The sequence below is a fragment of the Paenibacillus sp. P13VS genome, from assembly GCF_015143645.1.
Classification (GTDB): domain Bacteria; phylum Bacillota; class Bacilli; order Paenibacillales; family Paenibacillaceae; genus Paenibacillus; species Paenibacillus xylanilyticus_A.
Genome location: NZ_WYEV01000008.1, coordinates 286,936 through 301,931, shown reverse-complemented (window position 1 = coordinate 301,931; position 14,996 = coordinate 286,936). Strand labels below are relative to the sequence as shown.

Genomic DNA, 14,996 nt, shown 5'->3' with positions numbered 1-14,996 from the left:
TGTATTACCCCAAATCCGGACGAGTTCAACAACCTTATTACAGTTTATCTATGTTCTGCTTGAAATAGGAACCGATAATTCGCTGTTCAGGCAAAACGGCCATAATTCGTCCCTGTCTGTTCATCACATATATCATATGATATTTTTCTCTCTTTAATAGACGCAGAATAGTGTCCAAAGGTTTCGCCGGAAATGAGATTATCGGCTGTGCCAAACTGCCTGTAGCCGCATGATGGGCAAATGCACCTTCCCGATTCATCAAAAAGCGGATAAAGCGATAAGGTACGTTTCGATAATCGGTCACGTTGGAATAGAACAGAAAGAGACCAATGAGCAAGATATTCAGCGGGAGCCCGTAGTCTCCTGTGATCCATTTGCTGATGGCAAACAGAATAACACCTGTACTGCATAGGATGCTAATCCGATAGGTCCACATTAACGTCGTATAGTAAGGAGCAATCAGACTGACGAGTGCCTGTACAATTTTACCGCCATCCAGCGGAAGTACGGGCAGCAGATTAAACAGCGCAATCAGTAGATTCCCTTGGATAATGTACGCCAAGAATACTGGATCTCCTAGGTTGGCGTACTGCAGCAGCATGGTGATCCCGACCATCAATATGTTTTGCAGAGGACCGGCCAGCGCAATGATGATTTCCCGCCCAGCCGTAAGCCGGCCCCCGTCTTCAATAACAGCCACACCGCCAAAAGGAAGCATCTGAATTGACAGGACACGGCAGCCCAGAAGGGCTGCCGCCGCAGCATGTCCACATTCATGAATAAATACGATCGCAAACAGGGTGATGAGTTCTATGAAATGTCCTGTAGCCAAGGAAGCCAGCATAATAATAACGAAAAACGGATGAAGCGAAATGCGTACACCCCACAACCTAATCAAGGGCAACCACTTCCGCAGGATCTACATACTCTTCGCCCTCTTTTACAGCAAAATATAGCGTGGCAGGTTGTTCTCCGCCTGTGGACTTGAGGCTGCCAACGACATTTCCGGCCTCCACCCAGTCATTCACTTCGACTTCACTATCGTTCAGTCGTCCATATATCGCAGTCAAGCTGCCTGTATGCTGGATGACTACGGTTATCCCATTCTCTGCATCACCAAGAACCTGCAGAACTCGTCCTGCATCCGAACTGACCACCTGTACAAATCCAGTTCCCTCTGCTTCCGGGACAATCTCTATACCCTTCATGCTCAGCGCAAATGGTTGGACGATTGTCCCAGAGAGCGGTTTACCCAGCAGTGATCTAACCCCCGAACCATTAACTGCATCTGTGGAATGACCCAGCACGGGCAGGAAAGACGGCGTTCCGCCGAAGTACCGTTCATACCAGAGAGCAGCCGAGGCAAAGTCCATGTCCCGATGCAGCGCATCTGCAATTACCGTTTTGGGTGAAGATGCCCATGACGCATTGAGTTGAAACAGTCCCCATACCGCACCAAAAACCAATGCACTGACTACGGTTCGACGCACCAACGATTTCACCAGGTTAAAACGTGTATGACCACCTGAACCGTAATGTCCGTTCTCTTTTTTCCACAGCCATTCAGGATCCCTTTCCTGTTCTGCCAGTATTGATCCAACATGTCTTGTCTGATCCTGTATATCAAAAGAAGAAGTTGGTCTTAGGCTCTCGGCAATCTTCTTGCTGGGCCCCGGATTCGCTTCCTGCATCATCTCCATCGCCGCGCCATCCAGCAACCGCCGTATCCGTTCTTCTCTTCTTTGCTTGATTCGAAGTTTCGTATTCATGGTATATCCTCCCGCCGAGGCTTGTTTAATACATCCTATGAAGAGCTCTTTCATAATATGAACAAGCTTCCGGGTCAAAGCAAAATAACTCCACCCAGGTGAGATCAACCTGCAGAGTGGAGTTTAATGTGGAGAAAAATGATAGGGATTTCTGTGCTGAACGCATTAATAAAGCCGGGCTGCAAAGGCCGCGGCGGTAAGTATTCATATCTATGAGGACGATTGTATTAACCCTTTTAACCCATACCAAAAAACTTTTTAAAGCGTGAGAATGCGCCCTTTTTCTGCTCTAACTGCATCAGTGGAACCGTATCTCCCAGAATGCGACGAGCAATGTTCCGATAGGCAATCGCTGCAAGCGAGTCTGGATTCATGACTGTAGGTTCTCCAGAGTTAGCCGCTTTGATGACAAGTTCATCATCTGGCACAATACCAATCAGATCAATATTGAGGACTTGCAAAATACCATCAATATCAAGCATATCGCCCGATTTGACCATGTTGTTCCGAATACGGTTTACAACCAGCTTCGGTGATTGAATATGCGAGCTCTCGAGTAGACCGATGACCCGATCCGCATCACGTACAGCAGCGTTCTCCGGTGTAGTCACCACGATGGCCTGATCTGCTCCAGCGACCGCATTTTTGAATCCCTGTTCAATCCCGGCAGGGCAATCGATAATGACATACTCAAAATCTTTTTTCAATTCCAGAATGATGTCCTTAACCTGTTCCGGAGATACAGAGTTTTTGTCTCTTGTTTGTGCTGCAGGCAGCATATACAATTCTTCGAAGCGTTTGTCTTTTACCAACGCCTGATTCAGACGGCAACGCCCGTCTGCCACGTCACACAGATCATAAATGATCCGGTTCTCGAGTCCCATCACAACATCCAGATTGCGAAGGCCGATATCGGTATCTACCAGACAAACTTTTTTTCCGAGCAGCGCCAGCGCTGTTCCGATGTTTGCTGAGGTGGTTGTTTTACCAACGCCGCCTTTACCCGAAGTGATCACGATCGCCTCTCCCATGAGCTACACTCCTTTAAACACATTAAAATCTCGGCGCAACCGAACGATGTTGCTCATCTTGTCGATCTGCATCTGATTGTCCTGTAAATAAGCAAATTCCATCCCGGTATCCCGGCTCTCCCATTCATCAGGGGGACGGCTGATGATATCAGCGATTCGAAGCTGCGTCGGTGCAAATACCGATGCGGCAATGATTGACTCGTCGTCCCCGCCGATCCCAGCGTGAGCCATGCCTCTGAGTGAACCCAAAACATATATATCTCCGGTACACGTCACCGTGCCCCCCGGATTGATATCCCCAAGAAACAGGAGATTCCCTTCGTGATGAAGCACTTGACCTGAACGCACCATGCCACACATCGTAACAATTGGCGGTGGCCCTTTAACCTCTGGTTTAAGGGCTGGTGAATCGATGGAGCGAATGAGCAGATTCCCTTTTTGCTTCAAAATGTCCAATATCGCTTCTTTTTGGTCCTCTGTCACTTCGCGGCTGCCCAGTTTGATATCCACATGAACAATCGGTCCGGTCAAAATATTTTGATGGCTGTGTTCCAGCTTATAGCGGAGCTCATAGAGCAATTCCTCGAATTCACATTGATCGTCCAACAGGAAAACCAAGCCGTCTCGGATGCCTTTAATCGTTACGTGATTCGATTTTACCGTCATAAGCCTGTCCCTCCCATCTCATTACATTTCGTGCCCGGGCCTCGAAGTTCCTGCTTTTCACTCTATAAAATGTATCAGGATGCTTCCTGCACCTTGCTCTTTCTTTTGCCGATACGCTCCAGCTGCTTACGCAGCGGAGTATAAATGATCAGAGCAAACACGAAATGAATGAACAGATTGGGAATCATATATTCAAGCAAAGCCCAGTCAAAGGTCACATGATTGAGGCGGAAGAGCTTATATAAAAAGAACAACATGGTGTCGTTAAGCAGACTTCCCAAAATGACGACTGTAACCATAACTGGAAGTGGTGCACGCGGTGCCTGGAATATAAGTCCCATCATATAAGCAGATAACCCCATTGCAAATCCATAAGGTCCGATCATCTCTCCATAAAATACAACGTCATGAAGCAGTCCAAAAAAGATGCCGAGCACCAGAGCAGTGTGGCGATGATGATATACAGCAATAAACAGAATGACGATATAAACCAAATTGGCCGAAATGCGCAGTTGCCATCCGGAAGGAATAAGCAGTGGCAAAATCGTTCCTTCCGCGATGAACAGAACGAACAGCAACAGGAACAAGACTTGCTTGCGTGTCACCATTACTCCTTCACCTCGGGAGGAATAACCACCATCAGCTCTTTCCAATCCAGGAAGCTTGCATAAGGTTCTATCGTTGCTGTACGCGTGAGTCCATATTCGCCAACTTCAATTTTCTTGACTTCCCCGATTCGCATGTACTTCGGAAAATTATTGATAATACCTGATGAGATAATTTCGTCACCTTTTTTGATATCAGACTCTTCCGAAATTTTGGTCATCTTGAACATGCCCGTCTTGGGATCAAAGCTCTCGATCATACCGAAAACCGTATCTTCCTTGCCCACCGCCGTTGCTGCGATGGCATTGGAATTAGGATCGTTGGCATCCATCGAGGTTAGCAAATTCACCGTTGAGGTATAGGCACTAACGTGACTGATCACCCCAACCAGACCATCCTGGGAAGTGACGGCCATGCCTGGCTTAATATCCGCATTCTCCCCAATATCAATATTGATCGTTCTGCTATTGGGATCGGAATTGGCACTGATGACCTGTGCAATACGATATTCGTAGTTATACCGATTTCTCTGTTCAGCCGTAAATTTTAGCAAATCCTTATAACGATCATTGGTTTTTTCCATTTCGTTATACTTCAGTCGATCCCGGGTATAGTGCCCCATCGCGATTCGCAGCTCTTCATTCTCTTGATATACCGCACGCATGTTCGCTACATCTTTGAAAAAGCCCGCTACAGCAGAAGCGGGCTTGTAAAATACGTATTGTACAAATCCGACTGAATCCTTCAGGAATTTTTCCGGCCAGGATAGAGCGGTTCGCGGACCGAGCGTAAAGCCCATTAACGCGATAAATGTAACAAGGCCCACCAGCAAAACAAAAAGTCTTTTGTTGCCCAGCAGCTTAAACAGTTCGAACACCCTCTAACATCCATATTCTCTTCCGAGCTATGCCCGGCGGGGAGACGTGCAGACTGATAGTCCCTTCGAGAATATTCGCTGATCTCCCCGGGTATGCGGGTAATAGCTCTCCCGGCTGAAGCCGGGTCCTCTTCGTTGGCAACTGACGCTCAACTCAAACGTGACATTAAGCGATCAGTGCCGGATTAACGTTTGGAACGAACTGCCGAACTGCTTCTGCTTTTGAACAAATGGATGTTCTCCAGAGCTTTACCTGTTCCGATTGCTACACAATCGAGTGGATTTTCCGCTACGATGACTGGCATACCTGTCTCACCAGCCAGCAGCTTGTCCAGATTGCGGAGCAACGCGCCGCCGCCAGTCAACACGATACCGCGGTCCATAATATCTGCCGCAAGCTCAGGAGGACATTTTTCCAAAGTTACTTTCACAGCTTCTACAATTGCATTTACCGTATCTGCCAGTGCTTCGCTGATTTCATCCGATGTAATCGTGATGGTCTTAGGCAGACCTGTTACGAGATCGCGTCCGCGAATTTCCATCGTTTCCACTTGTTCCAGTGGCATAGCTGAACCGATTTCCATTTTCAATTGTTCGGATGTACGTTCACCAATCATCAGATTGTACTGACGTTTAATATACTGGATGATCGATTCGTCCATCTCATCACCAGCTACACGAACAGAACGGCTTGTTACGATTCCGCCGAGGGAAATGACCGCCACTTCTGTCGTTCCTCCACCGATGTCCACAACCATGCTGCCTGTTGGCTCCCATACCGGAAGATCTGCACCAATGGCTGCTGCAAATGGCTCCTCAATTGTGTATGCTTCACGCGCGCCGGCCTGTTTCGTTGCATCTTCAACCGCACGTTGTTCTACCGCTGTAATTCCGGATGGTACGCATACCATAACGTTCGGGTGACGCTGGAACATCGAGCGCTGTTTCTGCGCCTGGCGAATAAAGTATTTGATCATCGTTGCCGTCGTATCAAAATCGGCAATAACGCCGTCCTTCATTGGACGAATCGCACGAATGTTACCAGGAGTACGTCCGATCATTTTTTTGGCAGATTCCCCGACAGCCTCAATGCTCTTGGTATCTGTCCGCAGAGCAACCACCGAAGGCTCCCGCACCACAATTCCTTTTCCACGTACATAAACCAGCGTATTCGCTGTCCCCAAATCAATACCCAAATCTTTCGTAAAACCACCAAACATGACGTAATCTCCTTTTCTGACTCATATTGCCGCCCTCTTAACGTTCAGAGCGTTTCATTTTCATTTCCTCTGCAATCCAGCAGGGTTCATCATTCATTGAAATGTGTTGCATCTGTAAAGTGAACCTATCTTCTACGGACAACGCCGTCAATATTCATAGGAAAACATCAACGCCAACCATTATATTATACTAAGCCCTTCTCCTTCAAACTTACGTATGTTCCATCGCCGATTATGATGTGGTCCAGCACATCTATGCCGACGATTGAACCTGCTTCGATCAGTCTCTTGGTTATTTGAATATCCTCAGGACTAGGCGTAGGATCACCGCTCGGATGATTGTGTGCGCATACGATCGAGGCACTGCTGCATTTGATGGCAGCACGGAACACTTCACGTGGATGTACAATTGAAGCATTAAGGCTACCCATGGAGAGTGTTTCCTGGGCAATAATATGATTTTTGCTATTCAGGAAAAGGCACACAAAGTGTTCCTTCTGCAAGTAACGCAGCTGCTCGAGTAAAATATCAGCTGCGTCACGAGGTGTACGGATTGAAGGAGACTGTACCCGTCTGCTCTGCGCAATCCGGTGACCAAGTTCAATACCAGCCTTGAGCTGAACAGCCTTGGCCATACCAATTCCTTTCATGGCAGTCAACTCGTTCAGACTCATATCCATTAGTGAACGGATGCCACCTGCTTCAGTGAGAATGCGCTGTGCCATGTGCACTGCCGATTCCTGCCTCGTACCTGTCCGAAGTAAAATAGCCAGCAGTTCTGCATGGCTTAAGGCGCCCGCCCCATATTCCATCATGCGTTCTCTCGGGCGTTCTTCATGGGGGATGTCGCGCATCATGTACTGAGGCGACTCCATATATTCCCTCTTTTCACATCAATCATTTCCCACAATCAGGCTCGCGGCAGCACATGAACTCCGAATCCATCCAACATGTCGCTGAGCAGGGAAAGAGGCAAGCCCACAACATTAAAGTAACATCCTTCAATGCGGTCTACCAGTGAAGCGCCAATTCCTTGAATTGCATACGACCCTGCTTTATCCATAGGCTCGCCTGTCTGAACATACGCCCTGATCGTTGACTCGGACAGTTCTTTCATCGTTACTTCCGTCTGCCGATAGTGCACAACGGACTTTCCATCTCCAGCATCAATACAAGCAACACCAGTGAATACACGATGTGTACGTCCCTGAAGTCTGGCAAGCATACGTTCAGCATCCTGTTGATCCACAGGTTTGCCCAGAATGTCTCCATCCAGCACAACGACAGTATCACTGCCTACAATAATGGCGTCCTGTTCCTGACCTTCAAGCCCGCGATAGACAGCCATTGCTTTGCGCATAGCGAGCTCCTGAACCGTCTGCTCAGGAGTCCATTCCGGCGGCGTATCTTCATTGGCGTGACTTGGTACTACTTTGAAAGCTAGTTGAAGTGAAGCGATCAGATCCTTGCGCCGCGGCGAAGTGGAGGCCAGAATAATAGGGCGCGATTGTGATTTATTCAAAATAAACGGCTCCTTATGCTACGGCGACATCTGTCACATCACCATAGTAGATGTCATTCGCTAAGTTTCGTCGTCAAAAATCGTCATTCTCCTACAGTCTGCGATACAGCCATACAGCTGCAATAATACCAATCAAACTGAGGAGGCTCATTTGAAATTGAAATGAAATGTCATAACTGATAATATCCAGATCAGCTTGCGGTGACCAACGTATGGTCGTGGCTTTGGTTAGAATGGCAACAGCCTTGACTGGCTGCAGTGCCTTGGCGATCCACGCTCCGGCCATCCAGCCGAGCAGAAGAAACAGTATTAACATGCCGAAGTTTTTTTTCATCGGTTATCTTCCCTCGCCATTTTTTGACACCCACATTATTATACGGGGTTTTGTACGTCAATACAAACACAAATCCGGCAAGGGGAACTATTTCCAGTTCCTTGCCGGACAGGGATTTCGGGGCTGTGTTAGGGGAAGGAAAACTTATTGCTTGATCCCTTCAAGCCATTTTTTCTGCTGCAGAACATAATCCATCAGATCCGCTTGTACCGCCCACATGTGTACATCGGAGGGATTTTTGTTATACTCGGCAACTGCCGTAATTGCACTGTTCATCGATTTTTCCATGGCTGAAACGATCGGCGTTGCCTCTTGTCCGAGCCCTGCTGAGAGTTTACCCATGCCTGTTATCCATGCCTCATGCTGATTCTGTAATGCAGTCATCGTTTCCGAAGCTACAGGCCCTGGATTTGCTTGACCAAGCTGCCCGATGGACAATGTGGATAGTTGTTCCACCAATGCATTGCTGCTGCTGAAGAAGAGCTGAACATCTTCCTCGTTCATACCGAGAGCTGCAGAGTCCACTGCAGGGTATGCGATCTCTTTGACATACAGTTCCACACCCTCCGCCTTAAGACGTGAGCTCAGCAGTTTGGCTTCTTCACGGTCGGAAGAGATACCTGCATAGACCCGATTCCCATCGTCCGGATCCGTTCCTGCAGCAATTCCAGCCTGTGAGAGTTCAAGCTTGGCCTGTTCTGCACGTTCAGGCGAACTAAAAACACCGTACTGAAGTGCATAGTAATTGCCTCCGCTAAGTGCTGACTGTGCTTGTTGATCCGTCCTGGAAGCACCCTGCACTCCCGTCACACTCGATACTGGTTGATTGGTTTGGGGAAGTACGTCCGGACCTGTTCCTTCCCGATTAAAAAAAGAGAGAATAACCATACCAAAAAGGGCACCGGTGACCAATGCTCCCGTAACCGAACCAATCATCTTCCAGCCCCTCGGAGGGCGATTTCGCTTGTAGGAGTAATGATCACGATCCGCCATCCAGTCATGACCCACATCATTGCTGTCTTCAGGAAGCTCTTTCTCATTTTCGTCAGGATACACTGTATGATCCGAATAAACATACTGCGACTGTACAGGCTCCAGATTCCGGTCCTTTCTCTGATCCGGCTCTAGTATACTTGTCCCGCTCAGGGTGGTCTCTCCCCAATCTCCAGGGATATCCTCCGGTGTCCATGAAGGCGCGACATCGATCCGCGGAGCACTGTGCGATATCTCATCAGATAAGGATGGAAAGGTTCCCATCACCTTCTCATCCTTATGATTCGGCTTGTCCGACTCGTTCTCCCCGAAACGAAACGTCATTCTAGCATTGCTCACCCCGTACCCTCTCCTTTGTCCCATTTATATCAGCTATATGCCCCGAGACAATGAAAGATTCCTAGAAATTCAAAAACCCGCCTGCTTCTTTACGAAGACAAGCGGGTCATAAAGTGGACTATTTCAGTCCTTTGGCCAGTGTGGCGCCAACCTTCCAGATATCCCCTGCTCCCATCGTGAGAACAAGATCTCCTGGCTGCAGACGATTCTGCAAATCGGCTACCACTTCTTCCTTGGTAGGCAAATAACGAGCAGCAGCATTACTGTTCTGAACAATCAGTTCAACCAGCTTAGCGGAGTGAACACCTTCAATCTGTTTTTCTCCCGCCGGAGAATAGATGTCGGTAATAAGTACCTCATCAGCTTCCGCGAAAGCACGACTAAACGCATCCAGCAGGAAGAAGGTACGCGTATATCTTTGCGGTTGGAACACCGCGATGATACGTTTCCCTGTCGCTTTCGCTGCACTGATGGTTGCCTCAATTTCAGTCGGATGATGAGCATAATCATCGATGACCAGAATATCGCGTGCTTCACCCAGCACCTGGAATCTGCGTTTGGCACCATGGAACTGAATAATGGCTGCCGTGATTTTCTCAAACGGAATGCCTGCTTCCAGACAGGTAATGACCGTGGCCATCGCGTTGTAGACATTATGTTTACCTGGAACAGAGAGTTCTACCGTTCCCAGCGCGTTACCCTGATGGCTCATGGTGAAGGAGATCCTGCGGTCACCCAGTACGATATCCGATGCCATATAATCGGCCTTCTGATCAATGCCGTATGTCGTAATTCGGGATTTCAGCTCAGGCAAAATGCTTTGAACGTTCTCATCATCCGCACAGACAATAGCCGTTCCTTCCGGACGAATTTGACTCAAGAACTGTACATACGCTTTTTTGAGCTCCTCGAAGTCGCTGTTGTAATTCTCCAAATGGTCGGCTTCAATATTGGTCACAATACCTAGCCATGGATGATACTGCAAAAACGATCCATCACTCTCATCTGCTTCAGCCACGACCCAGTCACCCTGGCCCGCCTTGGCATTGGTTCCCAAATTCATGATTTCTCCGCCAATGATATACGTCGGGTCTGTATCGCATTTGTCCATGACAAGTGCAATCATTGAGGAAGTCGTCGTTTTGCCGTGTGCACCTGCAACCGCAACACCTTTGCGCTCATTAAGCAGGCGCGCCAGCATCTGTGCACGGTGAAGAATCGGAATATTAAGCTGCTCGGCTGCCACCCGCTCCACATTATCCGCCGGAGCTGCTGTAGAGTAGACCACAAGATCTGCTCCATTTACGTGTTCAGCTGTATGTCCGATATATATTTTCGCTCCCTTGGCTGCCAGCTTCTCAGTCAACTCCTGTGAAGCGACATCCGATCCGGTAACGGTGTATCCCATCTCCAGCATAACTCGTGCGATGGCACTCATGCCATATCCGCCAATCCCTATAAAATGAACGTGTTCTGATGTATTTAACAAAACTTTCACCAACCTTTTTCAGAATCGGTTTGATGCAAAAGGGCTGCCCTCACATCTGCAATGAGATACAGTGTGCCGGACACCACCCCCAGATCCTCCGCTTCCGTCCGTGACTTCAATAGATCAAGTGCCTTCGCCCAATCGGGCTCGACGATGATTTCCAGATTCTCTTTCGCAATGGCGGGACGTAACCGCTCGACGATCTGCAGCAACTCGGCTGCATCCATTTTGCGTCGGAAATCTGGCTCGGTCAGGATCAGCGTATCCACTAGTGGCAGTATATGCTGCAAATACGCTTCGTGATGCTTATTCGCCAGCATGCCCATCATCAAATTTAACTTGTTGTGAGGATATACGTCGACAATGCTCTTGGCCAGTGACTCTGCCCCTTCCGGATTATGCGCACCATCCAGTACAATTCGGGGTTCGTGAACGACCTTCTCGAATCGGCCAGCCCAGAAGGCATTCTCCAATCCAAGCGCAATATCTCTGTCATCCAGAATGAATGCCATGTACTGTCTGAGCAATTCAAGCACCATAAGAGCACCCGCAGCATTATCCATCTGATAAATGCCCTGCATTCGAATGCGAGCATCCAGCTCGCGGAACGGTCCTGAAAAATGAAAGGCTTGACCATTCTCATCACTATGGAGTCTATGGTAAGAAAATTGTTCTCCAGACAAATACACAGTTGATCGGACTTGCTGGGCCTTTTCCTGAATCACCCTAACAGCCTCTGGCTGCGTAACACAGGTGACAACAGGTACGCCTGGTTTAATAATGCCTGCTTTTTCTCCCGCGATCGCTTCAATGGTATCACCCAGGATATCCGTATGATCCATACCGATATTCGTAATGACCGAAACCACGGGTGTAACAATATTCGTTACGTCCATCCTTCCCCCCAGTCCAGTCTCCCATACTACTACATCCGGATAACACTCTTCAGCATAGTACAAGAGTGCCAGGGCTGTAGACACTTCGAACATAGTAGGTGATCCAAGAACACTAGAGGCCATATCTGTGACCAGCGGATGGAGTCGATTCGCTAACTTCAGCAGCGTCTCTTCCGGAATATCCTCGCCGTTGTACTGAAAACGATTCGTGAATTTCGTGATATACGGAGACGTAAACGTTCCTACATCGTACCCCGCCTGAAGCAGAACTGACGTCAAAAAAGCGCAAGTCGAACCTTTTCCGTTCGTTCCCGCGACATGAATAAACTTGAGACGCTGATGAGGATTACCGAGCAATGACATGAGCTCCGTGATTCGTTCCAATCCGGGTCTGATGCCAAAAGGAATAAGGCCATTGATCCAGTCCACAGCCTCGTCATAGGTATGCAGAGGGGCATCTACGCCCGTGCCATTAAGTTCCGTCATATGTTTCACCTTCGGTCCCGAGTTTGATTGAAAAAAGCGGCCGGATGGCATGCTTGCTCTCCATCCGACCCAGAAACATTAACCTTTCAGTTCCTTGATCCGGGCGATGACTTTATCCCGTTTATCCGAATAATCCGCTTGTTTGGCGCGCTCTTCCTCAATAACCTTGGCTGGTGCCTTGGCTACAAAGCCTTCATTCGCCAGCTTTTTCTCTACACGGAGTACTTCGCCTTCAAGGTTCTGCAGCTCTTTCTCCAAACGAGCCACTTCCTGCTCAATATCAATCAGTCCAGCCAGCGGCAAGTAAAGCTCAGCTCCCGTAATTACAGCACTCATGGCCTTATCCGGTGAACTCAGATCAAGTCCGCTGTCGAACTCGGATGTATTGCAGAATCGTTGAATGTAATGGCTGTTGCGTTCGATAATGCTGAATGTCTCGGCGCTGTTCGCTTTTACCATCAATTCAATCTTCTTGCTCATCGGCACGTTTACTTCTGCACGAATGTTACGTACGGCACGAATGGTATCCATAAGCAGGTTCATTTCGGCAACGGCTTCCGGATTCTCCAGCGCAGGATCATACACTGGCCAAGATGCAAGTGTAATCGTCTCGCCTTCATGAGGCAGATGCTGCCAAATCTCTTCCGAGATGTAAGGCATAAACGGGTGAATCAGGCGCATGGTGTGGTCCAGGACATAAGCGAGTACCGATTGTGTTTTTTTCTTGGCAACCGGATCTTCACCGTAGAAGGACAACTTGGAAAATTCAATATACCAGTCACAGAGGTCATCCCAGATAAAGTTGTACAGCAATCGTCCTGTTTCCCCAAATTCGTATGCTTCGATTAGACGCGTAATATCGCGGGAAGTTTCGTTCAGACGGTGCAAAATCCAATAATCGGCTGTTCCAAGCTCTCCGCTGATGTCGCGATCTTCGTAAGTAAAGCCTTCCAGATTCATCAGTGCGAAACGTGATGCATTCCAGATTTTGTTAGCAAAGTTACGTGCCTGTTCTACCCGCTCCCAGCGGAAACGAAGATCCTGGCCAGGCGTGCTGCTGGTGGAGATCATATAACGCATCGCGTCTGCACCGTATTTCTCAATAACATCGAGCGGATCCACACCGTTACCGAGGGATTTGGACATTTTACGGCCATCCGCATCACGAACCAGACCATGCATTAGAACATCTTTGAATGGAATTTCATCCGTGAACTCCAGAGCTGTGAAGATCATCCGTGCAACCCAGAAATAAATGATGTCATATCCGGTTACAAGCACACTTGTCGGATAGTAACGTTTCAGATCTTCAGCATCTTCAGGCCAGCCGAGTGTGGAGAAAGGCCACAATGCCGAACTGAACCACGTATCCAGAACATCTTCATCCTGTCTCAGCTTACGACCAGCGTACTCTGGCAGAGTTGTTGGATCTTCAGCCGATACAATAATTTCGCCAGTCTCATCGTCGTACCAGGCAGGAATACGATGTCCCCACCACAACTGACGTGAGATACACCAGTCACGAACATTTTCGATCCAGTTCAGATATGTTTTCTCAAAACGATCCGGCACGAAGTTTACGCCTTCCCCGTTCTGCTGTTTTTGGATGGCTCTTTCGGCGAGAGGTTTCATCTCAACAAACCATTGTGTGGACAAATAAGGCTCAACCACAGCTCCCGTCCGTTCGCTATGTCCAACCTGGTGTGTGTGATCCTCAATGTTGATCAATACACCCAGTTCCTGCAAATCTGCAACGATCTGCTTGCGGCAGTCGCTGCGATCCATACCCTGATATTTGCCTGCTTCCGCATTCATGGTACCTGTCTCATCCATTACTGTAATCTGAGGCAGGTTGTGGCGAAGACCCACTTCAAAGTCATTCGGATCATGTGCAGGCGTAATTTTTACAGCACCGCTTCCGAATTCCTTATCTACATAATCATCTGCAATAACCGGAATTTCCCGGCCGATGATTGGCAGGATCAGCGTTTTGCCAATCATGTCTGTATATCGTTCATCTTTTGGATGAACCGCAACTGCAGTATCACCGAGCATCGTCTCCGGACGAGTCGTTGCCACTGTAACATAACCGCTTCCGTCCTTAAGTGGGTATTTCAGATGATACAGGTGTCCCTGAACCTCTTTGTACTCCACCTCAATGTCAGACAATGCAGTACGGTTCACCGGATCCCAGTTAATAATGCGTTTGCCTCTGTAAATCAGGCCTTTTTCATATAGTTGAACGAACACTTTGCGCACCGCTTGGGAAAGTCCTTCATCGAGCGTGAAGCGTTCACGTGAATAATCCAGGGAGAGTCCCATTTTACCCCACTGCTGACGGATCGTTGTCGCGTATTGGTCTTTCCAGTCCCAGACTTTATCCAGGAACTTCTCGCGTCCAAGATCATAGCGGGTCAAACCTTCTTCACGCAGCTTTTGCTCTACTTTGGTTTGAGTCGCAATACCTGCATGGTCAGACCCTGGGAGCCACAAAGCGTCATATCCTTGCATGCGTTTGGTGCGGATCAGGATATCTTGGAGTGTGAAATCCAGTGCATGCCCGATATGAAGCATACCGGTTACGTTCGGGGGTGGAATTACAATGGTAAACGGTTCAGCATCCTTGCGCTGACCAGCCTTGAAATATCCACGTTCTGTCCAGGTAGAATACCATTTCTGCTCGGCAGCTTTCGGATCATACGTAGTCGGCATTTCTGTTGCCGCTGATTTTTTTTCTTCAGACATGTGTCATTCCTCCGTTACTTAAT

General features: G+C 48.3%; 14 protein-coding genes. All 14 read right to left on the bottom strand.

The window, feature by feature from the left end; genetic code table 11:
• Positions 1–37: 37 nt before the first annotated feature.
• Positions 38–898: a M50 family metallopeptidase gene (locus tag GUA98_RS21375; RefSeq protein WP_193724322.1), complete on the bottom strand. Its 861-nt coding sequence runs from the start codon at positions 896–898 to the stop codon at positions 38–40.
• Positions 891–1,769, bottom strand: coding sequence for a M23 family metallopeptidase (locus GUA98_RS21370; protein WP_193724321.1), 879 nt, complete (start codon positions 1,767–1,769; stop codon positions 891–893). The genes GUA98_RS21375 and GUA98_RS21370 overlap by 8 nt, the downstream gene beginning before the upstream one ends.
• A gap of 236 nt (positions 1,770–2,005) precedes the next feature.
• On the bottom strand, positions 2,006–2,800 hold the full coding sequence (minD, locus tag GUA98_RS21365) for a septum site-determining protein MinD (RefSeq protein ID WP_024633965.1): 795 nt from the start codon (positions 2,798–2,800) through the stop codon (positions 2,006–2,008).
• A gap of 3 nt (positions 2,801–2,803) precedes the next feature.
• Entirely contained in the window at positions 2,804–3,466 is a 663-nt protein-coding gene (minC, locus tag GUA98_RS21360) for a septum site-determining protein MinC (protein WP_095293315.1), read from the bottom strand.
• 74 nt (positions 3,467–3,540) lie between these two features.
• Positions 3,541–4,074, bottom strand: a complete 534-nt coding sequence (gene mreD / locus GUA98_RS21355) for a rod shape-determining protein MreD (protein ID WP_095361431.1) — start codon at positions 4,072–4,074, stop codon at positions 3,541–3,543.
• Positions 4,074–4,949, bottom strand: coding sequence for a rod shape-determining protein MreC (mreC, locus tag GUA98_RS21350; RefSeq protein WP_095361430.1), 876 nt, complete (start codon positions 4,947–4,949; stop codon positions 4,074–4,076). The genes mreD and mreC overlap by 1 nt, the downstream gene beginning before the upstream one ends.
• Positions 4,950–5,134: 185 nt before the next feature.
• Positions 5,135–6,169: a rod shape-determining protein gene (locus GUA98_RS21345; protein WP_095293312.1), complete on the bottom strand. Its 1,035-nt coding sequence runs from the start codon at positions 6,167–6,169 to the stop codon at positions 5,135–5,137.
• A gap of 185 nt (positions 6,170–6,354) precedes the next feature.
• Entirely contained in the window at positions 6,355–7,044 is a 690-nt protein-coding gene (radC, locus tag GUA98_RS21340; protein ID WP_095361429.1) for a RadC family protein, read from the bottom strand.
• Between the two features lie 35 nt (positions 7,045–7,079).
• Entirely contained in the window at positions 7,080–7,691 is a 612-nt protein-coding gene (locus GUA98_RS21335; RefSeq protein ID WP_193724320.1) for a Maf family protein, read from the bottom strand.
• A gap of 91 nt (positions 7,692–7,782) precedes the next feature.
• Positions 7,783–8,025, bottom strand: coding sequence for a DUF4321 domain-containing protein (locus GUA98_RS21330; RefSeq protein WP_095293309.1), 243 nt, complete (start codon positions 8,023–8,025; stop codon positions 7,783–7,785).
• Between the two features lie 144 nt (positions 8,026–8,169).
• Complete coding sequence (locus GUA98_RS30200) at positions 8,170–9,357, bottom strand: SPOR domain-containing protein (RefSeq protein WP_193724319.1); 1,188 nt, start codon at positions 9,355–9,357, stop codon at positions 8,170–8,172.
• Between the two features lie 118 nt (positions 9,358–9,475).
• Positions 9,476–10,795, bottom strand: a complete 1,320-nt coding sequence (gene murC / locus GUA98_RS21320) for a UDP-N-acetylmuramate--L-alanine ligase (RefSeq protein ID WP_251643265.1) — start codon at positions 10,793–10,795, stop codon at positions 9,476–9,478.
• 56 nt (positions 10,796–10,851) lie between these two features.
• Positions 10,852–12,228 (bottom strand): bifunctional folylpolyglutamate synthase/dihydrofolate synthase, encoded by a 1,377-nt coding sequence (locus tag GUA98_RS21315; RefSeq protein ID WP_193724317.1) that lies wholly within the window; start codon positions 12,226–12,228, stop codon positions 10,852–10,854.
• A gap of 78 nt (positions 12,229–12,306) precedes the next feature.
• Positions 12,307–14,973, bottom strand: a complete 2,667-nt coding sequence (locus tag GUA98_RS21310) for a valine--tRNA ligase (RefSeq protein WP_153979771.1) — start codon at positions 14,971–14,973, stop codon at positions 12,307–12,309.
• Positions 14,974–14,996 lie beyond the last annotated feature (23 nt).